The organism is Streptomyces sp. NPDC007872 (assembly GCF_042868165.1).
Taxonomy (GTDB): Bacteria; Actinomycetota; Actinomycetes; order Streptomycetales; family Streptomycetaceae; genus Streptomyces.
On the sequence record NZ_JBIAEA010000009.1, the window covers coordinates 1 to 21747 of the forward strand.

The window sequence follows — 21747 nt, forward strand, 5'->3', positions numbered from 1 at the left end:
GTTTTCGCCCGATGGTTCATCCCGTGATGGGATGAACCATCGGGCGAAAACGACCTCTAAGAGCGTGGCCCGAAGAGAAGGACCGTTACGGCACTGCCGGGTGCCGGCCTCTCGTGGACACAGAGACCGGCACCGGGGTCGTGCATAGGGGTGCTTGACGGAGTGGGCGGGGTCAGCCCTTGACGTTGACTCCGGTCCAGGCGGCCTTCACGGCCGCGACCTCGGTGCTGTTCGCGCCGTAGAGGTCGGTGGCGGCCTGGACGGTGCCCTTGCGGGCCGCCGCGTAGGTGGTCGTGGAGGTGAAGTACGAGGTCAGGGCCTTGTACCAGATCTTCACGGCCTTGTCCCGGCCGATGCCGGTGACGGTGGAGCCGTCCTTGGTGCGGCTCTCGTGCTGGACGCCGTTGATCTTCTTGGTACCGCTGCCCTCGGAGAGCAGGTAGAAGAAGTGGTTGGCGATGCCGGAGGAGTGGTGGACGTCGAGGTCCTTGGTCTTCGCGTCCCAGTAGTCGGCGGACTTGCCGTCCCGGCTGGGGGTGTCCTGGTAGCGCAGCGGCTTGCCGTTGCCGAAGTAGTCGATCTTCTCGCCCAGGAAGTAGTCGCCCTGGTCGAGGGGGTTGGCGGCCTGGAACTCGATGGCGGTGCCGAAGATGTCGGAGGTCGCCTCGTTCAGCCCTCCCGACTCGCCGCTGTAGACGAGGCCCGCGGTGGCGGCGGTGACGCCGTGGGTGAACTCGTGGCCGGCCACGTCGAGCTGGGTCAGGGGGTGCTTCCCGTCCGCGCCGTCGCCGTAGTAGATGGAGAAGGTCTCGTCGTCGAAGTAGGCGTTGGCGTGCTTGACGTCGTAGTGGACGTAGGAGGTGGGCGCCTTGCCGTCGTTCCTGATGCCGTCGCGCCCCAGCACGTCCTTGTAGAAGTCGTGGGTCTTGGCGAAGCCGTAGGCGGCGTCGACGGCCGCGGTCTGCCGGCTGGCCGCCGTCCCGTCGCCCCAGACGTTGTCGGTGTCGGTGAAGAGGGTGCCCGCGCCGCTCTGCCTGTTGTTCAGGTCCACCGTGCGGTGGTTGCCGCGGGTGCCGTCGACGAGCTGGTAGCCGTTCGTGATGCGCGTACTGACCAGATCGACCTTGCCGCTGTACTGGCTGGTGTCGTCGGCGACGTTGTGGATCGCCTGGTACTCGGCGAGCTTCTCGCCGGTGGCGGCGTCGGTGACGACGTGCAGACGGCTGGGGGTGCCGTCCTCCTGCACGCCGCCGACGACGGTCTCGTAGGCGAGGACGGGGGCGCCGCCGGCCGCCCAGACGACCTTGCGCGGCGCCTTGTCCGCCTCGACGACGGGCTTCTCGACGTCGGCGGCCTCGGCCGCCTTCACCGCAGCCGTCTTCGCGGCGCCCGGCGTCAGCTTCGGCGTCAGGGAGCCGACCCCGAGGGAACGGTCGGTGGCCCGGGTCACGCCCTTGACCGCCCCGTTGCCCGCACGGTGGACGATCAGGTCGCCGCCGAGGACGGGCAGTCCGGCGTAGGTGCGGTCGTAGCGGGTGTGAGTGGTGCCGTCCGCGTCCTTGACGACATCGCGGACGACCAGCTTCTCCTTGCCGTCGAGCCCCAGGGCCGAGGCCGTGCCCGCCGGCGAGGCGTCCGGTGCCGCGGCCCGGGGAGTGGCACCCGCGATCGTCGTACCGCCGGCGGCCAGCACGGCCACCACGACGGCGGTGGCGCCGCCGGTCAGGACGAGGCGCTTGCGGGATATGGAAGAAGACACGTGTGCTCCCATGCGTACAAGTGGGGGGTGGAAAGGTGTCAGTAACGCCTGGCCCCAGGGTGGTTGACCTCGGGCCGAGAAGAAGTTAGCCACATTCGCATGAGCATGTCACCCATTGCTTGTCCGAATTGCGGGCTGAAGCGGTAAAACTGCCGTGGGTGTTCACATGGTTGCAAGGAAATTAACAAAGTGAGACGTCGTATTGGCGTCGATGCCGATGCCGAAGTCCATCCAACGCTGAAGGCCCCGCCGGGGGTTGCGGCGCATGGTCCTGAGGGGAGGGATTGGCTGCCGTGGGACAGGATCTCAACCGCGAGGACGAGGGCAAGGCGGATGGGCGACACTTCCGCCCTGGTCGCGGGAGGTTGATTACGTATACGTAGAACCGGCTTCACGGATGTTCGGGAACGCGGGAAAGGGCGCAAGCTGGGGTGTCGGTCAACCGAACTCGCAAGGTCGCGCAGTGGACGTATGAGGTCTGCCCAGCATCGGTTGGCCGGCTTTGTGCGCGAGCGTGCGGGAAAGAACTGCGCGTGCAGTTTCTGTACAGGCCCGGCCGGATAGCCCGGCGCCCTGCCCTTCGGCAGCCGAAAACCCCAGCCTTCGTGCCTCCTTGCCCATTCCGTCGTCTTGTACGGTGCGGAGATCGACTCGTGCGGACCAGCGGTCCGGGCGCGGACAGGGGGTGCGTTCTGCCGGAGGCTTGCCGGAACAGCCCTGGCTGCAGACGCTCCTTGCGAGTGTCCCTCTCCTGCCCTGCTTCCGAGTGCCCACAGCTACCCGCTCGAACACGGAACCGGGACACGGCCCGCATGCTTCGACCGCCCCTGCCGGCCGGCCGGAACCCGGATGCCCATGCCATGCGTTTGTGCTGGCCGGAGCAGTGCGAGGTGTCGGCGACGACCGTGGCGATCGGGAGCAGGGGACCACTGCCTGCAAGCCTTGGGCAGGCTTTGCCGTGCGTGAGGTAACGCGAAGAGGCATCGGCATTGATGTGCCGATCCGAGGTGGGGTTGCTCTGCGAGGCTGTCGAGTCCTATCCGTTCGCCGCGAAGGAAGCCGTCGATCGCTTCCGGCGGATCGACCGTTTCCGGACGTGGTTCTTGAGGGCGCTCGGCAGTTGAGCCGGGCGACGGTGAAGTGCCACGGGTCTGGTGAACTTGTGCCTGGTGGTCTGCGGGAACGTGCCGCGCGAGGAAACCGGCGGCGAGGGCCGGGTCCTTGCAGGACGCGGCGATCGAGCACTGCCAGAAGTAGGCGGCGAGCAGGTCGGGCACCGGGGTGGTGCGGTTGCCGCAGGAGGCCATGAAGTGCGCCGGCGCGGCGTTGCGGCCTCCGTGGGTCGCTTCGCAGGCGGCGACTTCCGGCACGAAGTCGATCGTCGGGTTGCCGCTTTCAGTGCGCAGCAGCTCCAGTGCCCGGCCGGCGGCGTCCGCGGTGAGGGCCTGGAGCCGGTCGGTCACCACAAGGGCGCCGGCGTTGATGAGCGGGTTGCGCGGCACGCCGTTCTCGTGTTCCGGCTGTACCAGGGAGTCGAAGGGGTTTCCCGCAGGCTCACGGCCCACGCCCCGCCACGGGTGCTCGCCCTCCGGGGACAACGCCATGGCCAAGGTGAAGACCTTGGTGATCGACTGTGTCGAGAAGGGCCGTTTCCAGTCGCCGACGCCGTAGACCGTCCCGTCCGCTTCCGCGACGGCCATGCCGAAGTGCCGCGGGTCGGCCTCGGCGAGCAGGGGAACGCAGTCGGCCGGCCTGCCCCGGTCGGCGAGTCCCTCCACTTCCTCCGCGATGTGGTTCAGCACGGTTTCGAAGCGACCGGCCCGAGTGAGTCGGGTGGAAGTGCTGAGGATGCTGGCGAGGGTGGAGGCGGCGGGGTGAGACGTGGCAGGTTGCTCGGCGGCGGAAAGACGCTTGGAGCTGTACGGGTGGGAATCGGGCCGGTCCCGGAGCTGCTGGAGTCTTTCGAACGCCGGGACCGGGGGGGTTCGTCGCCGGCCCCGCCTGTTCGGTGTTCGTACGGGGAAGAGGCGGGGCGTCCCGGGTGTACCGACCGGGTCCCGTTCAGCAGGCTCGCTCGTCGTACGGGTGCGCAAAGGAGTCCCTGGTCGCACATCCGAAGAGATGGATGTCGTCCCAACACCTCACGGATGCCGCCGACCAGTCGAAGTCCCATCCGGGTCGGATTCCGCTCGCTCCCCAGCCGCCGTACTCCCTGCGGGGCATGCGCGAGCCGGCGGCCTGTGCGTCGAGTGCTGCCTCGCATGTTTCACGGGCGATCCGCAGGGCCTCCCGTTCACAGCCTGCGGGGCCGGTGAACAGGTGGAAGCCGTGGCGTTCCGGGTGCGTGGAACTTCTGGTGGGAACATTGACCTGGAAATAGGGCATGGTCATGGCGCCCTCTCCCTTTTGTCGCTCTGTACGGCCGCCGCTTCACATCGGTAGGTGAGGGCGCAGGTCGGTCGGTAATGATTCCGCCCGCACAGCAAGCAGGCCTGGAAAGTATGGGGTTCCGCTCTCGACCCGCTTCTTCGAGGGAATCGGCGGATCGAGAGCGGAGTGCGGTTTCGGTGCCCCCCGGCACCGGCGGTCCCGCCCAGGGATCGCCTGGCAGCAGGACGACAGGTCATGCGTCCGTGTGTCGCGCACGACTCGACAGATGTGTTTGCAGGAAGCTGTGACTTCCTCTGTCCGGTGTTTTCTTTATACACTCGCCACCACCCACTGGGCGGCGGAAAAGTGCCACCGGCACCATTACGCCGCCCGAGGTGTCGTCGGGGGCGCAGCGCAACAGGAGCAGGACGGACATGTCTCCCGTCACGGAATCGCAACTCGGCTCGTTCGGTCTCTCTCCGCTGGCCGCCCGGGCGTATCGGTACCTGTTGGACACCGGGCCCCTGACACGCGAGCAGTTGGGCGCGGACCTCGAAGTGCCCGGTCCCCACCTGCGGGACGCCCTTGAGCAGTTGGTGTCGTCCGCCTTGCTGGCTCCCCCGCATCAGGACGACGACCCCGTCGTCCCCCTCGATCCGACGGCAGGACTCCAACTGCTGGCCTCCCAGCAGCAGGCACGTCTTACCGCCGCCGTCACCGCGGCTGTCGCGTCCTACGACTCCTACCGCCGCACGCACAGCCTGGCACCGGGCGCACCCACGGTGGAAGTGATCGAGCAAGCCTCCTTGCAACGGACGGTGGTCGAGCTGGAGCGTGGCGTTGTCACCCAGGTGCGGAGCTTCGACACCGCGCCGTACGGGGCACCGTCCATCGCCAACCCGATCGAGATCGACAACCTGGCCCGCGGGGTTTCCTACCGCGTCCTCTACGCGCAGAGCACCGTGGAGGACGCCGAGCGCTACCAGCAGAACATCCTCCCCTGCGTCGCAGCGGGAGAAGAAGCCCGCTCAGCCCCCTCCGTACCGGCGAAGATGATGCTGATCGACGACCGCCTGGCCCTGGTCTCGCTCAGTTCCATGCATGCCGACACCCACCACGGAGCGCTCCTGGTCCACCGCTGCAGCCTCCTGCCGGCCCTCTCCGCGCTCTTCGAGTCCGCGTGGAAGGCCGCCCGCCCTCTGGGCCCGGCCCGGAGCGAAGGAGACACCGTGCTGCGCCCGGTGGACCGGCGCCTGCTCGCCCTGCTGGCGGCAGGCGTCCCCGACGAGGCCGCCGCCCGCAACCTGAACATCAGCAAAAGAACGCTGGCCCGTGCCATCGAGCGCCTGATGTCACTGGCCGGCGCCTCCTCCCGCTTCCAGCTCGGCCTGCACGCCCGTACCGAAGGCTGGTTGTAAGGGGCTGCCGGGAAGCAAGTCGCAGTCTCCACCCCCGTAGGGCTCCGGACAGGCCTTGCCGAGGTGAACCCACCGGGCCGGCGCGGGCCGGGAAAGGCGGCCGGGACGGGCTCGACGCACCACCGGCGCAGCCGTCGCCTCGCGGCGAGAGCGACTGCCGGCCCACGAGCCGACACCGGAACCGTCGAAGGCCCCGCTGAGTGCCCATGCGCGCGACTTCCTCGGCCGGCCCGGGAAACGGCTCCTCACCCTGCGGCATGAACGCGACCGCTTCCCGGGGCGCCGTCGGCATGGGTCGGCGCACTACGACACGAGCCGCTGTCCCGACTCTTCGCGAGGGGCAGGCCCAGGGCCGGCGCGGCCGTCCCGGAGCCGAGAGTGAGCACCGGTAGAGGGGCGAGCCCGCCCCGTCTGCGTTCCAAGCGGCGCCCATTGAAGGTGTTTTGAGCGTGAAGCGCACGCTTTGTTCCGACGTAATAGTGCCGGTGGCACTTCCGTGCCATTGCGTGGACTCACGGCGCATGTATAAAGGCTCCACCGATCGGCGGCTCTCCCCGGTTCGACCGGCGGAAATCGCCGCTTTTCCTGACGTGCACGTTCCCTTAACAGAGGGCGCGGGTGTGAAAGGGAGTTCCCCCGGCCCTGTACAGCAGGAACGGCCGGGCCCGCATTACTCGTCTTTCGGCACCCCCCACCGCCTTTCCTTGCCGACCGCGCCACACCGGCGTATCGCCGCAAGGGCATGAAGGAAGGCCAGTCCCATGATTCCTCCGCGTCTCCTGCGAACGGCCGTCGCCGTGTCGCTGGCCGCACTCGGCGCCTTCGGCACCGCGCAGAGTGCCCAAGCGGCCGACCTCCCCTACACGCAGGACGTCCAGCAGGGCGGCTACTGGTGCTGGGCGGCGACCGCCGCCGGCATCGAGAAGTACCACGGCTCCCCGATCGACCAGAACCGGTTCTGCCACATCGCCAGGAACCTGCCGGCCGACCAGCCCTGTCCCGACGAGGGTCTGGAGTGGCCCAAGATCGTCAAGGGGTACAACGCCACCGGCTATTCGGCCACCTGGACCCAGTCGTACCTGCCCTTCTCCACCGTGAAGAAGGAGATCGACGCCAACAGCCCCCTGGTCATGGGAGTCACCTGGACCAGCGGTTCCAGCCGGGGCAGCCAGCACACCATGGTCATCTACGGCTACGACGACTCCTACAGCACCGCCAACCCCACCATCAGCTACGCCGATCCGGGCCCGAGCTCCCAGCGCAAGACCACGGTCGCCTGGAAGGACCTCGGCGTGCGCACCCCGTCCTCGACGTTCACGTGGAGCGACTCCATCTACAACATCCGCAAGAAGGGCTGAGCCGGCCCGTGCGACGGCGCATGCGATGCGTCGCCCTCGCCGCGGTGCTGTGCTGCCCACTGCCGCAGGCCCACGCGACGCAAGCCGCGCCCCGCCCCGTGGTCGAGGTGCTGCCGCCGGAACGGGTACGGACCGCGGTCCGGGCAGCCCACACGCCGACCGCGGTGAACCTGGCACGCAGCAACCTGGGCATCCCGGCACGAGCCACTGATCCGCTGTACGTAACGGACCACGGCGTCTGCGTCTACCGGCTCAACCCGTCTTTCCGGCAAGGGCGGAGCGACGTCCCTCTCGCGGTCCTGGGCTACGTGGCGGTCACCGCGCGAACCTCCGACGGCCGTACGACGACCCTCCAGGTCGCACCGGTGCCGTCGGCCGGGGGAGGTGCTTCGTCCTGGGCCGCGGTGGCCGCGGCCCAGGACGACACCGAAGCCCGTCTGGCCCAGGGGCTCGACGAGGGGGCGGTCCTCTTCGAGGACCAGGGCCCGCGCGGACGTGAATGGTACGCACTCGACCAGCGGGCCCTGCGGCTCCTGACCCTCAAGGACGGCCGGCCGCATCGGTCCGCCGCCCTCTCGATCGCCGCCTACACGAAATCCCTGCGGCAACCCACCGCGCCGGCCACCTCCGCACACCCCGCGGCACGGCACACCGGGACCGGTACAGAAGTACGGCTGCTCCTCGGCGCCGTGCTCCTTCTCGCGACCAGCGCCTTCGCAGCCCTTCTCCGGTCCCGTTCCCGATCTCGGCGGCCCACCGTCCCGGTCGAAGACGCCACTTCCTCCTAGGACCGTGCCCCCGACCGTCCGGCAGCCGCTCTTCGTCCGCCGGGCATCCCCTCACCCCCCACTTCTCAGCACAGGAGTGCTCCATGCCCCACCGCTCGCGCCTCTCGTCCACCTCCCCGAAAAGGGCCGGCGGGCGGCACGCCGTCCTCCCGAAGCGGCGCACCCTGCTGGCGGCGGCCCTGGCCGCCGGAACCGGCCTCGCCCTGACCACCCCGCTCATGACGGGCACCGCCGCCGCCGCGACGACCACCTGTCTGAACGGGTCGCTGTCCTACGACCACTACAGCGCCGAGGCGGGGACCAACAAGCCCCTGGTCACGCAGCAGGCCCGCAACACCAACTGGGAGCTGTGGGGCAAGACCAGCCCCTCGAGCCAGGCACAGAGACTGGCCGGCGGCCTGACCAACCACAACAACGGTTCCTTCTCCGCCTGTTACACCGGGAGCACGAACCTGTCCGAAGCGTACGTCCGCTTCTACTCCAGCTCCGGCACCCTGTGGCGCGTGGTGGGGGCGGGCACCGCGAACACCGGCGACCCCAACTGGAAGAACACCACCCAGTACGCCTTCAACACCACCACCAGGACGTACCCGGCGGGAAGCGTCAACCTGGGCACGGTCAAGGTCCCGACGAACATGCAACGGGCCTTCAAGATAGTCGACACGCTGAACGAGCTGTACTGGAAGCGCGGGACCTCCTCCTCCTGCTGGACCGCCAACCAGACCTCCGCGTGCGACGCCCTGACCGTCGCCTGGCGCCAGGACGGCACGGACGGCGGCTACTGGGACCACCCCTCCAACCCCGGCGACACCAGCAACGGCACCGACTGGGTCGTCCTCCAGGGCGACAACCCCGACTCCAAGCACCTGATCCTCCACGAGGCCGGCCACTGGTTCCAGTGGGAGCTGCACGGCAAGAAGTGGCCCCCCGTCTACGGCTGCGAGAACCACAACCTGAGCTACGGCGACTCCACCACCTGCGCCTGGACCGAGGGCTTCGCCAGTGCCGTCGCCGCCTACGCACTCGGCGACGGCAACTACGTGTTCGACAACGGCGCCACCTACAACCTGCTGGACAGCAACACCACGAGGAACTGGGGCACGGGCGACAAGGTCGAGAGCCGCGTCACCGCCTCACTGCTCCAGTTGTGGGGCCCCAACGGCCCCGACGGCGGCAACTGGAACAAGACCCTGACGCTCATGAACAAGTACGTCAGCGGCGACTTCCGCCAGTACTTCACCGAGCACCGCCCCAAGGAGGGCCTGTCCACCACGGGCACGGCCAAGACCATCATCAACAACAACACGATCGTCTACTGAGCCGGCCCCGGTCTGCCCGGTGACCCGTCACCCGGCAGACCGGGCGGCCGAAGGATCCGCTCGTGCCCGCCGCCGGACCGGCACGAGCGGCCGGTAGAACGTCCCGGCCGACAGTGCCGACCCACCGAAGACGCACGCCTCGTATCGCCCCGAACCCGCGCCTCCTTCTCTTGCGCCGGGCGACCGCGCGCAGGCCCCGGCCCCGGCCTTGTGCGCACAGACCCGTACGACAGCCGCGGGATCGGCCCACCGCCGGCCCCGGCCCCTCAAGGGCCGCGGAGCGGTTCTCACATCCCAGCCGTCCGGCGCCACATCCCCGCCCGGCCGAAGACCACGGCATTCCCGCCACCCGTCCGGGCCCCCTGTGCCAAACGGAATCCGGCGTCTCGCCCCCGCCCTTCGCGGGCATCGGGCCACCCCGTCCCGACGACCGCGAAGACCGACATCCCCGAGGAGAAACGTGTCCACGGTTCCGGCTCACCGCCGTCTCACGAAGATCGCGCTCTCGACGCTCGTGGCGTCCGCAGCAACGCTCTCCGCAGCCCTCCCGGCCTCCGCGAGCCCCACGTCGCCCGTCACCGCCCCCGCCCCGGCATCCGCCGCGTCCGGCCCCGCGCCGTCCGCGACCACCTCCTTCGCCGTCCGCTCCGGCGCGCCCGGTCCCGTCGCGGCGCAGGCCGTCGCCTCCAACCTGCCCGTCGAGCACACCTGTAGCGGCAGTCTGCGCATCAACGCGCAGCGGATGAGCGCCCAGCAGCTCAAGGCGACCTGTGACAGCCTCGCCGGCCAGGACGCCTACTTCCACAACGTGGTCAAGGACAGCGGGCAGCCGGTCGCGGGCGACCGGAACACCACTCTGGAGGTGGTGGTGTTCGACTCCAGCTCCGAGTACCGGCGGCTGGCCGGCAGCATGTACGGGGTCTCCACCGACAACGGCGGGACCTACCAGGAGGGCAACCCGTCCGCGACCGGGAACCAGGCCCGCTTCATCGCCTACCGCGACGAGACCGCCCGGACCTTCACGATCAAGAACCTCAACCACGAGTACACGCACTACCTCGACGGCCGCTACGACATGTACGGCGACTGGAACGCCAACATATCCACCCCCACCCTGTGGTGGATCGAGGGCCTGGCCGAGTACGTCTCCTACGGCTACCTCGACAAGCACAACACCTGGGCCGCGGACCAGGCCCGCCGGCAGACCTACAGGCTCAGCACCCTGTTCGACACCACGCAGCAGCACGACCAGAACCGGATCTACGCCTGGGGCTACCTGGCCGTCTCCTACCTGGTGGAGAACCACCAGGACGACGTGGCGAAGATCCTCGGGTACTACCGCACCGGCTCCTGGCAGGCGGCGCGCACCTCCATCAAGCAGACCATCGGAACCCGCTACGACGCCGACTTCAACCGCTGGCTCCTGACGTGACCGTGCCGATCGCATGACCACAGATGGCGCCCGGCCCGTCGGGCGCCATCCTGAAGAGGAACAGTCGAGATCCATGGATTCGGCATGGTTCAGCGATAGCGCTGGAGTCCGCCGAGGTCCGGTGTCGGCGTACTCGAGAAGGTGGCTCTGGCAGGAACTTCGTAGTCGGAGATCACCTCGGTGACGCGGTCAGCCGGTCCGTGTAGCGGCGGCGTAGGTGGGCGATCAGGACGACGCGGTGGCGAAGGAGAGGGACACCGGCGCGGCCGGCCAGCCCGGGAGAGGCGTCGCGTCGCGGTTCTCGAGCATGGCGGCGAACCGTCGGACCAGGTCGTGAGTCTGTCTGAGTTCGGGGCAGTGGTCGAGGAGCCGGGGTAGGCGGTCGTTGACGTGGAGGTTCCGGCGGTGCGGGTGGGTGGTGATCCAGCGGGCGGCGCATGACCTTCTGCCAGGTGCCGGCCCGGGCGTATTTGCTCACCGTGCGGCGGTCCAGGCCGAACTCGCGGGCCACGGAGCTGTGGCTCCGGCCGGCGCGGGTCAGGGCCTGAACGGCCTCGAACAGTCTGCGGGCGCATCGTGCGGCCCGGCTGTCCTCCGTTGACTTCCAGGCGGTCGCCTCGGCCGGTGCGGGACCGCTCTCGCCGGCCGGGGGCAGGGCTGTGGGCAGGCAGCCGCTCCCCCAGTCCTCCGGGCCCTCCGGAAGGTCCGCGAAGGCCCGTCATGGCGGCTGAGCGCACTCGTCCGCCCTGAACTATGGTGTCCCACCACATACGCCCTTGACCTGCCACTTCCTACGGTGTGGCGACACCGAAACGTCCCCGCACATGCCTGGAAGTGGTGCACATGGCCGCCGCAACACCCTCCCCGACGCCACCCAACTCCCTCAAGAAGATCGTCGCCGCCAGCCTCATCGGCACCACCATCGAGTGGTACGACTTCTTCCTGTACGGGTCCGCCGCGGCGCTCGTGTTCAACAAGCTGTTCTTCCCCGAGTCCGATCCGCTGGTGGGGACCCTGCTGTCCTTCCTGACGTACGCGGTCGGGTTCGCCGCGCGGCCGCTCGGGGCGCTGGTGTTCGGGCACTACGGCGACCGGCTCGGGCGGAAGAAGCTGCTGGTGCTCAGCCTGCTGCTCATGGGCGGGGCGACGTTCGCCATCGGGCTGCTGCCGACGCACGCGACCGTCGGGTCCGCGGCCCCCGTGCTGCTGACCGTGCTGCGGCTCGTGCAGGGCTTCGCGCTCGGCGGGGAGTGGGGCGGGGCCGTCCTGCTCGTGTCCGAGCACGGGGACGCCAAGCGGCGCGGCTTCTGGGCCTCGTGGCCGCAGACCGGCGCGCCGGCCGGGCAGTTGCTGGCCACCGGTGTGCTGTCCGCGCTGACCGCGCTGCTCTCGGACGCCGCCTTCGCCTCCTGGGGCTGGCGCGTCCCGTTCCTGCTCTCCGGCGTCCTCGTGGTCGTCGGCCTGTGGATCCGGCTCTCGGTCGACGAGTCGCCCGTCTTCAAGGCCGCGCTCGCCGCCGCCGAGGAGCGCAAGGCGGTCGCCGGACAGGTCGAGAAGATGCCGCTCGTGGCGGTGCTGCGCCACCACTGGCGGGACGTGCTCATCGCGATGGGCGCCCGCATGGCGGAGAACATCTCGTACTACGTGATCACCGCGTTCATCCTGGTGTACGCGACCACCCAGGTCGGCCTCTCCAAGCAGACCGCCCTGAACGCCGTCCTCATCGGGTCCGCCGTCCACTTCGCCGTGATCCCGCTCTGGGGCGCGCTGTCCGACCGGATCGGGCGCCGGCCGGTGTACCTGATCGGCGCGATCGGCGTCGGGGCCTGGATGTTCCCCTTCTTCGCGCTCATCGACCGGAGCACCTTCGGCAGCCTGCTGCTCGCCGTCACCGTCGGCCTGGTCCTGCACGGGGCGATGTACGCGCCGCAGGCGGCCTTCTTCTCCGAGATGTTCGCGACCCGGATGCGCTACTCCGGCGCCTCCATCGGCGCCCAGTTCTCCTCCGTCGCCGCCGGCGCGCCCGCCCCGCTCATCGCGACCGCGCTGCTCGCCGAACACGACAGCTCGACCCCGATCTCCCTGTACGTGATCGCCGCCGCGCTGCTGACCGTCGTCGCGATCGTCTGCGCCCGCGAGACCCGCGACAGGGACCTCGGCGAGGTCGCCGAGCGGACCTCCGAGGACTCCCGCGTCCGCGCCGACGTCTGACCCCCGGGACGTACGGGAAAGGCCCCGGGCCCCGCTCGCCGTGAGCGGGGCCCGGGGCCTTTCCGTGCGTCACTTCCCCCCGACCGCGTCCGAGAGCGCGTGCAGCCGCAGCGCGAGCTGGATCTCCAGGGCCCGCGACGGGGACTGCCAGTCGGGGCCGAGGAGCCGGCCGATCCGTTCCAGGCGCTGGGCCACCGTGTTGACGTGGACGTGGAGTTCGTCCTTGGTACGGGCGGGACTCATGCCGCTCGCGAAGTACGCGTCCAGGGTGCGGACCAGCTCCGTGCCGCGCCGCCGGTCGTAGGCGACGACCTGGCCGACGGTGCGGTCGACAAAGCCGCCGATGTCCCGGCCGTCCGCGAGCAGCAGGCCGAGGAAGCCGAGGTCCTCGGCGGCGGCGCCCTGGCCCGAGCGGTGCAGGAGCCCCAGCGCGTCGAGGCAGCGGCGGGCCTCCTCGTACGCGACGGCCACCCGGTCCGGGTGGTCAAGGGGCGCCCGTACGGGGGCGGATGCGCCGACCGTGATCTGCTCGCGCAGGGTGCCGCCGAGGTTCCTCGCGGTCTGCCGGGCGAGTTCGGCGGCGGTCTCGCCGGGGCCGAGCGGCAGCAGCAGGACCGTACCGCCGTCGCGCGCGGAGGCCAGTCCGTGGCGGGTGGCGGCCAGGTGGGAGGCGGCCGACCACAAGCGCTGCCGGTCGGCGCTCTCGCGGCGGCCCGCGTCGGTGTCGGCGGCGCCGGCGGCGGGCCGGTCGATGCGGGCGGCGAGGACGACGTGCGGGGCCTCGCTGTCGGTGCGGAGGCGGGCGGCGCGCTCGCGCAGCAGGCGGCGGTCCCGGTCGGGGGCGTCGAGGAGGTCGTCGAGGAGTTCGCCCCGTACCCGCTGTTCGGCCTCGCCCGCCGAGCGGCGGGCGAGCAGCAGCAGGGAGGTGACCAGGGCGGCGCGCTCCAGGGTGCGCTGGTCGACGGGGTCGAGGTCGGGCCGGCCGTGCAGGACGAGGGTGCCCAGGGTCTCGCCGCCCGCGGAGACCGCGGCGAGCCAGTCGTCGCCCTCGCGGACGGCGTGGCCCCCGGCGCGGCGCGCGGAGCCCGCCCCCGCCTCGGTGAACTCGACGGTCCCACCGAGGACTTCGGAGACGGCACGGGCTACGTCGTGGACGCCGCCGCCGTGCAGGACCAGCTCGGAGAGGCGGTCGTGGACCTCGGAGGCCCGCTCGATGACGCCGCTGTGCTCGCGGATGATGTCGTTGGCCCGTTCCAGCTCCGCGAGGGCCGAGCGGGTCTCGGCGAGGAGGTTGGCCGTGTCGATGGCGACGGCGGCGTGCGCGGCGAAGGAGCCGAGGAGCGCGACCTGTTCGCGTTCGAAGACCCTGGCCCTGCGGTCGGCCGCGAACAGCACCCCGATGACCTGGCTGCCGAGGCTGAGCGGCACGCCGAGGATGGCGACGAGGCCCTCGTCCCTTACGGCCGTGTCGATGGTCCGGGTGTGCTGGAAGCGCGCGTCGTCGAAGTAGTCGTCGGTGACGTAGGGGCGGGCGGTCTGGGCGACGAGGCCGCCGAGTCCCTCGCCCATGCCCAGCCGGAGCTGCTGGAAGCGGGCGGAGACGGAGCCCTCGGTGACCCGCATGTAGGTGTCGCCGGCGGCCGCGTCGTTGAGGCTGAGGTAGGCGACCTCGGTGCCGAGGAGCGAGCGGGCGCGCTGGACGATGGCGCGCAGGACCGCGTCGAGGTCGCGGAGTCCCGCGAGGTCGTGGGCGGTGGCGAAGAGCGCGGACAGCTCCGCCTCGCGCCGCCGCCGTCCCTCCAGCTCGGCCCGGACCCGCAGGGCGAGCTGCTTGGCCTCTTCGAGGTCGGCCAGCGCCTCGGGGCCCGCGCCGCTCGCACGGGCGAGCAGCACGGGCCGGTCGTAGGCCTCCGTCGCGGCTCCCCGTGCGAGGAGTTCGAGGTAGGAGACGTGTTCGTGGGACATGGACACAGGGATACCTGCCGTACGTGTGGTCGCACCACCCCTGTGGACGACCTTCACAGGGGCGCCTTCAGTGGGCGGTCCAGCCGCCGTCGAGGGTGAGGGAGGTGCCGGTGATGAACGAGGCCTGGGGGGCGCAGAGGTAGAGGACGGCCTCGGCGACCTCCTCCGGTTCGATGAGCCGCTTGAGCGCCGCGTCCTTGAGCAGGACCTCCGCGAGGACCCGCTCCGGCGGGATGCCGTGGGCGGCGGCCTGGTCGGCGATCTGGCGTTCGACGAGCGGGGTGCGGACGTAGCCGGGGTTGACGCAGTTGGAGGTGACCCCGTGCGGGGCGCCTTCGAGGGCGGCGGTCTTGGAGAGGCCCTCCAGACCGTGTTTGGCGGCCACATAGGCGGACTTGAAGGCGGAGGCGCGCAGCCCGTGGACGGAGGAGATGTTCACGATCCGCCCCCAGCCCTGCCCGTACATGTGCGGGAGGGCGCCCCGGATGAGCCGGAACGGCGCCTCCAGCATCACGGTGAGGACGGTGTGGAAGACGTCCGGCGGAAAGTCCTCGATGGGGCGCACGAGCTGGAGCCCGGCGTTGTTGACGAGGATGTCGGCGCCGGCGGCGGCCGTCTCCGCGGCGTCCAGGTCGGTCAGGTCGAGCAGCCGCGGTTCGAGCTCCCCGGGGAGCGCGGAGGCCTCCCCGGCCAGGGCCTCCAGGCCCTCGGCGGCCCGGTCGACGGCTCTGACCCTGGCTCCGGCGGCGGCGAGCCGCAGCGCGCAGGCGCGGCCGATGCCGCCGGCCGCGCCGGTGACGAGCGCGGTGCGGCCGGTGAGGTCGAGGGCGAGTCCGGCCGCGCGGGGCAGGGGTGCGGCGAGGTCGGTACCGGAGGCGGTGACGGGAGCGCTCATGCTCCGCACCCTATGAAGGGGCCCCTCCCCCACCGATGTGCTTCGGACCCATAGTTCAGTCGGATGCTGTGGTGCGGAACCATGTGGGTTCGTCGGCGAGCGCCTTCTCGATCCGCAGAAGGGAGAAACGCTTCATCTCCGGCAGGTCGTCGACCTCGAACCAGCCGACCTCGGTCGACTCGTCGTCGTTGACCCGTGCCTCCCCGCCGACCGCGCGGCAGCGGAAGGTCACGTCCATGAACTGGCACTGGTCGCCGTTGGGGTAGACGACGGGCTTGCGGAGGGTCTCGACGAGCACGATCCGCTCGGCCTCGCAGCGCACGGCGGTCTCCTCGTACACCTCGCGCACCGCGCAGTCGGCGGGCTGCTCTCCCGGCTCGACGATGCCGCCGACGATCGACCAGCGCCCGTTGTCGGAGCGCCGTCCGAGCAGCACCCGGCCCCGGTCGTCGAACACGACGGCGCTCACACCGGGCAGGAAGAGGAGCTGATGACCGGCCGTCTCGCGCAGGGCCCGGATGAAGTCAGGGGTAGCCATGGACCGACCCTAGATCATGTACGGCCGCCCCCGGCCGGCCCCGTCGCCCCGGCCTCCGCCGCCCTGCCCCCGGTCGCCCCGGCTCACTCCGCGCGCGTGCGGCGGGCCCGTACGGAGCGGAGCGCCGACCAGCCGAGACCGGCGGCCGCGAGCGCCATGAGGAGGAACTCGGGGAGGGTGCCCATGCGGGTCGCGGGGGTCTGCGAGGAGCGCAGCGGCACCTTCTCGACCAGGACGTCCGGGGTGAACATCCTCGTCTGCGCGACGACCTCGCCGTCGGGGCGGATGACCGCGCTGACCCCGCTGGTGACGGGCACGACCACCGCCCGGCTGTGCTCGACGGCGCGCACCCGGGACATCGCGAGCTGCTGGTAGGTCATCTCGCTGCGGCCGAAGGTGGCGTTGTTGCTGGGGACGGTGATGAGCTGCGCGCCGTGGGTGACGGTGTCGCGCACGGCCCAGTCGAAGGCCGCCTCGTAGCAGGTGGCGAGGCCGACCTTCGTTCCCGCGAGGTCGAAGACGCCGATCTTCGTGCCGGGGCCGAAGTCGCGGCGCACCCGGTCCACGTTGCTGTTGAAGAGGCGGACGAGGGGCCGCATCGGGATGTACTCGCCGAAGGGCTGGACGTGCCGCTTGTCGTACGTGGCGACCGGGCCGAGCCCGGGCTCCCACTGGATGAGGGTGTTGCGGAGCTTGCCGGTCTCGGGGGCGACGACCGCGCCGATCACGGTGGGCGCGCCGATCGCGCGGACGGCCTCGTCGATGACGTCGGCGGCGTCGGCGTTCGCGTACGGGTCGATGTCCGAGGAGTTCTCGGGCCACAGCACGAAGTCGGGCTGCGGCTCGCGCTTCTCCTTCACCGCCTCGGCGAGCTCGCGGGTGCGGGCGGCGTGGTTGTCGAGGACGGCCCGGCGCTGGGCGTTGAAGTCGAGGCCGAGGCGGGGGACGTTGCCCTGGACCGCGGCGACGGTGGCGGTGCCGTCCTCGGCGGAGTCGTCGACGAGCGGCAGCGCGGCGAGCGCGCCGGTGACCGGGAGGAGCACGGCGAGCGCGGCGGCGACGAGCGGACCGCGCGGGACGGAGCCGGTACGGCGGGGGGCGGAGGCCCCGGAGGTGCGGGGGGCCGACCGGGGGGCGTCGGCGGGGCTCGAAGCGGCCTCGGCGGCGGGTGAGGCGGCCCTGTCGCTGTCCGGAGCAGTACGGATGTCCGCAGCGGTGACGGTGCCCGGAGCAGTACCGGTGTCCGCCGCGGTGACGGTGGCATGGAGGCCGTGCCGGGTACGGCGCGCGCGGATCAGCCGGGCCGCCTCGTACAGGCCGAAGCCGCAGAGGGCGACGGCGAAGCCGAGCAGCGGGGTGCCGCCGACGGCGGCGAGCGGCAGGAAGACGCCGTCGGCCTGCCCGAAGGCGACCTTGCCCCAGGGGAAGCCGCCGAAGGGCACGCGCGCGCGTGCCCCTTCCGCGAGGATCCACACCCCGGCGGCGAAGAAGGGCCATGCCGGGAGCCGGGAGACGGCCGCGACGCCGAGGCCCGCGGCGGCCACGAAGAGCGCCTCGACGGCGGCGAGCGCGAGCCACGGGCCGGGGCCGACCTCCTCGCCGGTCCACACGAGGAGCGGGAGCAGGAAGCCGAGGCCGGCCAGGTACCCGAGGCCGAAGCCGGCGCGGAGCCGGCGGCCCCGCAGGGCCCAGCCGAGCAGGGCGAAGGCGGGCGGCGCGAGCCACCACAGGGGGCGCGGCGGGAAGCTCAGGTAGAGCACGAACCCGGACAGCAGGGCCGCGGCGGGCCGCGCGAACCGTCGCAGCCGGTGGACCGGCGCGGGTGCGGTGTCGGTTTCGGACGCGTCGACGGGGGTGATGGTGGCGCTCACCTTGCGGAGTCTACGGGTCGCCCCTGTCCGCCGGGCGTCCGGTGCGACCCGGCGGGAAGCCCTCTGACCGGCCCGGAAACAGGTCGAGTGCGGGGCTGAGGTCTCCGGATCCGGACCGTCACGCCCCCGTCGCCGCGGGCGGGCCCGGCGGGGTCAGGCGGCGCAGGCGGTCGCGGATGACGCGGACGGCGGACTCGGCGCCGTCGACGGTGACCGTGAAGGTGTGTCCGTCGTCCAGGAGCAGGACCAGGCCCTCGCCCCGCCGGACGATCACGGCCGTGCCCTTCTCGGGGCGCCAGCGGTAGCCCCAGCCGCCCCAGTGGCGCGGGGTGACGCTCGGGGCGAAGTCGGCGCCGACGATGTGGGAGAGCGGGATCCGGCGGCGCGGCAGGCCGATGTGGCCGCAGCGGACCTCCATGGCCCGGTCGTCGACCTTCACGGCCACGTGGACGAAGGCGAGGGTGCCGAAGAGGACGAGCAGTCCGACCGTGACGCAGCCGATCACCGCCATGAGGAGGGCCGCGATGCCCGAGGTCCACTGCAGTTGGACGGCGAGGGCGACGCCCAGGGCCACGCAGGCGGCGCCGGCCGCGGCGGCCACCCACTGGAAGCGGTTGGTGGCGCGGCCGGTCCAGACGGCGGTCGTCCACTCGTCGGCGCGGGGATCCCGGGAATATTCCCTCATAACGGAAAGAATACCCAGTTCCGTTCGGAGCGGCGCGCCGGAGAGGAGCCCTTCGGTGACGCTCAGTGAGCGGGGGCGGTCTCCGCGAGGCCGCGTCCTTCGGCGTAGGCGAGGGCGGCCGTGGGGAGCCGGCCGGGGCGTCCGCTGAGGAGGACGGAGAGGGTGCCGGTGGGGTCGGCGTCGGGGGCGGGCTCGGCGCCGATCCGGCGCAGCGCCTGGGCGGCGACGGCGTCGGCGGAGCCGTGGAAGACGAGCGGCGGGAGGCCCTCCCGGCGGCGCGCCTCCAGGGCGGCGAGGATGCGCTCCTCGACCAGCTCGTAGTGGGTGCAGCCGAGGACGACGGCGCGGACGTCGGTCGGGGTGAGCGCGGCCGCGGCGGCGACGGCCCGGTCCACGGCCTCCTGGTCCGCGTGCTCCACGGCGTCCGCGAGACCCGGGCAGGGCACCTCGGTCACCTCGGCGCCCCCGGCGAAGTCACGGATGAGTCCGCGCTGGTAGGCGCTGCCGGTGGTGGCCGGGGTCGCCCAGATGGCGATCTTGCCGCCCCCCGCGGCGGCGGGCTTGATCGCGGGGACGGTACCGATGACGGGGACGTCCGGTTCGAGGGCGGCGCGCAGGGCGGGCAGGGCGTGCACGGTGGCGGTGTTGCAGGCCACGATCAGCGCCCGCGGGCGGTGCCCGCCGGCGGCGAGCGCGACGTCGAGGGCGCGCCCGGTGAGGTCCTCGGGGGTGCGCGGGCCCCACGGCATGCCGTCGGGGTCGTTGGAGAGGAGGATGTCCGCGTCCGGCCGGAGCCGGCGCACCGCGGCCGCCGCCGGGAGGAGGCCGATTCCGGAGTCCATGAGCGCGATCTTCACCCGGTCACCCTAGCCGATGGGCCCCGTATCCCCCTCGTTCTGGGGCAGACTGCCGCGAATGAGCACCCTTGCCTGGTTCGCGTTCGCCTCGTTGGCCGTCTGGGTCTGGCTGCTGCTCGGCCAGGGCTTCTTCTGGCGCACGGACCAGCGGCTTCCGCCCCTGCGCGGCGACGGGCACGCGCGCGAGGAGCCGGGGGCGTGGCCGCGCGTGGTGGTGGTCGTGCCCGCGCGGGACGAGGCCGGGGTGCTGCCGCTGAGTCTGCCGTCGCTGCTCGCGCAGGACTATCCGGGGGTCGCGGAGGTGATCCTCGTCGACGACGGGAGTACGGACGGCACGGGGAGCCTCGCCGTCGAGCTGGCGGGCCGGTGCGGCGGGCTGCCGCTGACCGTGGCGTCGCCGGGCGAACCGGAGCCGGGGTGGACGGGGAAGCTGTGGGCGCTGCGGCACGGCATGGCGCTGGCACGCGCGCGTGGACCGGAGTTCCTGCTCCTGACGGACGCGGACATCGCCCACGGGCCGGACAGTCTGCGCCTCCTGGTGTCGGCGGCGGTGGGAAACGATCTGGACCTGGTGTCGCAGATGGCCCGGCTGCGGGTCGAGAGCGCCTGGGAGCGCCTGGTCGTGCCGGCGTTCGTCTACTTCTTCGCGCAGCTCTACCCCTTCCGCTGGATCAACCGCCCGCGGCCCCGGGCGACGGCGGCCGCGGGCGGCTGCGTGCTGCTGCGGACGGAGACGGCGGTGGCGGCGGGGGTGCCGGAGGCGATCCGGCAGGCGGTGATCGACGACGTGTCGCTGGCGCGGGCGGTGCGGCGGGCCGGCGGACGGATCTGGCTGGGCCTCGCGGAGCGGGTCGACAGCGTCCGGCCGTACCCGGGGCTCGGCGAGCTGTGGCGGATGGTCGCGCGGAGCGCGTACGCCCAGCTCCGGCACAGCCCGCCGCTGCTCGCGGGGACGGTCGCGGGGCTCGTGGTCGTCTATCTGGTGCCGCCGGTGGCCCTGGTGGCGGGCGCGGCGGGCGGGGACGCGCCGGCGGCCTGGGCGGGGGGTGCGGCCTGGGCGGTGATGGCGGGGTCGTACGTGCCGATGCTCCGTTACTACCGGCAGCCGCTGTGGCTCGCCCCGCTGCTGCCGTTCACCGCGTCCCTCTATCTGCTGATGACGGTGGACTCGGCGGTGCGGCACCACCGGGGCCGGGGCGCGGCGTGGAAGGGGCGGACGTACGCGCGCCCGGAGGCGGCGCCGGAGCGTTGAACGCGCGCCCGCGCCGGGCGCCCTGCCGCAAAGCACCTGCCCGGCACCCCCGTCCGGTGCCTCCATCCGGTGCCTCCATCCGGCGCCTCCGTCCGACGCCCCGCCCGGCGCCTTCACGGAAAAGGCATTTCCGATACGGGTAGTAGCGTTTTCAATGACGGGGAGTAGTGCCGTCAATTCGGCGCGTACGCGTCACCCCCGAGGCGCCGACTTGACGGTCAATCAAGGGCGCCGAAGAAGAGCGGGCAATCATGCCCATGATCACTTCTGCCGTGCCCTCCCGGCACCTTTTCTTTATGCGTTCTTCATGCCGGGGGCACCGGACGGGGCGACGACGCCGCCGACCGGCCGGTAACCCCCTCCGAACTCGGCTTTTACGTGATCTTGAGACAGAACGCCGTCCCGTTTTGTCACGTTCGATCGGATTGGGGATCCACTGCTTCACGAAGCCCGTCAAACAACCCTCTAATCGGTCTCCCCAAGCGGCACATCGTGGGCTTAACTTATGGCCATGACCTCCCCCCGCTCCACCTATGGAGGCGGTTACCACACCGCGCCGTCCTTCCCGGACACCCCGATCTACGACTCCCTGGTCGCGGAGCGGGGCACGCCTCAGATCGCCCCGATCCGAGTGCCCGCCGCCTACGACACCGGCAGCAGCTTCCCCACCGGTGGAAGCGGCTCCTACCTGCCGGCGCTCTCCTCGGCGCTGCCCGCCCTCCCGGCGGCGCCCACCCCGCAGCCCGCCCCCGCCTACAACGGCGGTTACGGCTACCCGCAGCCCGCGCCGCAGATGGCCCCCGTACCCCTGCAGCAGGCTCCGGCCCCGTACATCCCGCAGCAGCCGTCGGCCCCGCGCGGCTACCCGGGCGGCCCGTACCCGCAGCAGCAGCCCCGCCCGGCCGCCGCCGGCTACGAGGCGATGCGTCCGGCGGCGCCCCGGCCCGCTCCGGTACCGGCCCCCGGCCCCTACGCGGACCCGTACAACCGTCCCTACCAGGGCGGGAATTACTGACCCCGGCACATCGA

Annotated in this window: 16 protein-coding genes; 8 read left to right on the forward strand and 8 right to left on the reverse strand. The window is 71.5% G+C overall.

The window, feature by feature from the left end; translation table 11 throughout:
- Positions 1 to 172 precede the first annotated feature (172 nt).
- Positions 173 to 1771, reverse strand: a complete 1599-nt coding sequence (locus ACFYNX_RS27375; protein WP_388665080.1) for a M4 family metallopeptidase — start codon at positions 1769 to 1771, stop codon at positions 173 to 175.
- A 764-nt stretch (positions 1772 to 2535) separates the two neighbouring features.
- Positions 2536 to 3561, reverse strand: coding sequence for a glutaminase (locus tag ACFYNX_RS27380; RefSeq protein WP_388665082.1), 1026 nt, complete (start codon positions 3559 to 3561; stop codon positions 2536 to 2538).
- A 1077-nt stretch (positions 3562 to 4638) separates the two neighbouring features.
- On the opposite strand from ACFYNX_RS27380, the gene ACFYNX_RS27385 reads away from it, so the two are divergent.
- From ACFYNX_RS27385 to ACFYNX_RS27410, 6 genes are all read left to right on the forward strand, one after another.
- The gene (locus tag ACFYNX_RS27385) at positions 4639 to 5547 is read left to right on the forward strand and encodes a hypothetical protein (protein WP_388665084.1); all 909 of its coding nucleotides are present in this window, start codon (positions 4639 to 4641) and stop codon (positions 5545 to 5547) included.
- 761 nt (positions 5548 to 6308) lie between these two features.
- On the forward strand, positions 6309 to 6905 hold the full coding sequence (locus ACFYNX_RS27390; RefSeq protein WP_388665086.1) for a papain-like cysteine protease family protein: 597 nt from the start codon (positions 6309 to 6311) through the stop codon (positions 6903 to 6905).
- A gap of 20 nt (positions 6906 to 6925) precedes the next feature.
- Positions 6926 to 7693: a hypothetical protein gene (locus ACFYNX_RS27395; protein WP_388665088.1), complete on the forward strand. Its 768-nt coding sequence runs from the start codon at positions 6926 to 6928 to the stop codon at positions 7691 to 7693.
- A gap of 83 nt (positions 7694 to 7776) precedes the next feature.
- Positions 7777 to 9012 (forward strand): metalloprotease, encoded by a 1236-nt coding sequence (locus tag ACFYNX_RS27400; protein ID WP_388665090.1) that lies wholly within the window; start codon positions 7777 to 7779, stop codon positions 9010 to 9012.
- Positions 9013 to 9472: 460 nt separating this feature from the next.
- Positions 9473 to 10444, forward strand: coding sequence for a collagenase (locus ACFYNX_RS27405; RefSeq protein WP_388665092.1), 972 nt, complete (start codon positions 9473 to 9475; stop codon positions 10442 to 10444).
- Between the two features lie 843 nt (positions 10445 to 11287).
- Positions 11288 to 12655, forward strand: a complete 1368-nt coding sequence (locus ACFYNX_RS27410; RefSeq protein ID WP_365549387.1) for an MFS transporter — start codon at positions 11288 to 11290, stop codon at positions 12653 to 12655.
- A gap of 69 nt (positions 12656 to 12724) precedes the next feature.
- Here ACFYNX_RS27410 and ACFYNX_RS27415 read toward each other — a convergent pair whose 3' ends face one another.
- The 6 genes from ACFYNX_RS27415 to ACFYNX_RS27440 all read right to left on the reverse strand — a co-directional run bounded on the left by ACFYNX_RS27415 (position 12725) and on the right by ACFYNX_RS27440 (position 19466).
- A complete protein-coding gene (locus ACFYNX_RS27415; RefSeq protein ID WP_388665094.1) occupies positions 12725 to 14620 on the reverse strand; it encodes a helix-turn-helix domain-containing protein in 1896 nt (631 codons plus the stop codon).
- A 67-nt stretch (positions 14621 to 14687) separates the two neighbouring features.
- Entirely contained in the window at positions 14688 to 15515 is an 828-nt protein-coding gene (locus tag ACFYNX_RS27420; RefSeq protein WP_388665096.1) for a 3-hydroxybutyrate dehydrogenase, read from the reverse strand.
- Positions 15516 to 15570: 55 nt separating this feature from the next.
- A complete protein-coding gene (locus tag ACFYNX_RS27425) occupies positions 15571 to 16053 on the reverse strand; it encodes an NUDIX domain-containing protein (RefSeq protein WP_365549394.1) in 483 nt (160 codons plus the stop codon).
- An 83-nt stretch (positions 16054 to 16136) separates the two neighbouring features.
- The gene (gene lnt, locus ACFYNX_RS27430; RefSeq protein ID WP_388665099.1) at positions 16137 to 17924 is read right to left on the reverse strand and encodes an apolipoprotein N-acyltransferase; all 1788 of its coding nucleotides are present in this window, start codon (positions 17922 to 17924) and stop codon (positions 16137 to 16139) included.
- A 118-nt stretch (positions 17925 to 18042) separates the two neighbouring features.
- Positions 18043 to 18609 (reverse strand): hypothetical protein, encoded by a 567-nt coding sequence (locus ACFYNX_RS27435; protein ID WP_388665102.1) that lies wholly within the window; start codon positions 18607 to 18609, stop codon positions 18043 to 18045.
- Positions 18610 to 18671: 62 nt separating this feature from the next.
- Entirely contained in the window at positions 18672 to 19466 is a 795-nt protein-coding gene (locus ACFYNX_RS27440) for a glutamate racemase (protein WP_388665104.1), read from the reverse strand.
- 58 nt (positions 19467 to 19524) lie between these two features.
- Between ACFYNX_RS27440 and ACFYNX_RS27445 the strand changes: the two genes are divergently transcribed.
- Entirely contained in the window at positions 19525 to 20718 is a 1194-nt protein-coding gene (locus ACFYNX_RS27445) for a glycosyltransferase (RefSeq protein ID WP_388665106.1), read from the forward strand.
- Positions 20719 to 21229: 511 nt separating this feature from the next.
- The gene (locus tag ACFYNX_RS27450; RefSeq protein WP_365549405.1) at positions 21230 to 21733 is read left to right on the forward strand and encodes a DUF6643 family protein; all 504 of its coding nucleotides are present in this window, start codon (positions 21230 to 21232) and stop codon (positions 21731 to 21733) included.
- The last annotated feature ends 14 nt before the right edge of the window (positions 21734 to 21747 follow it).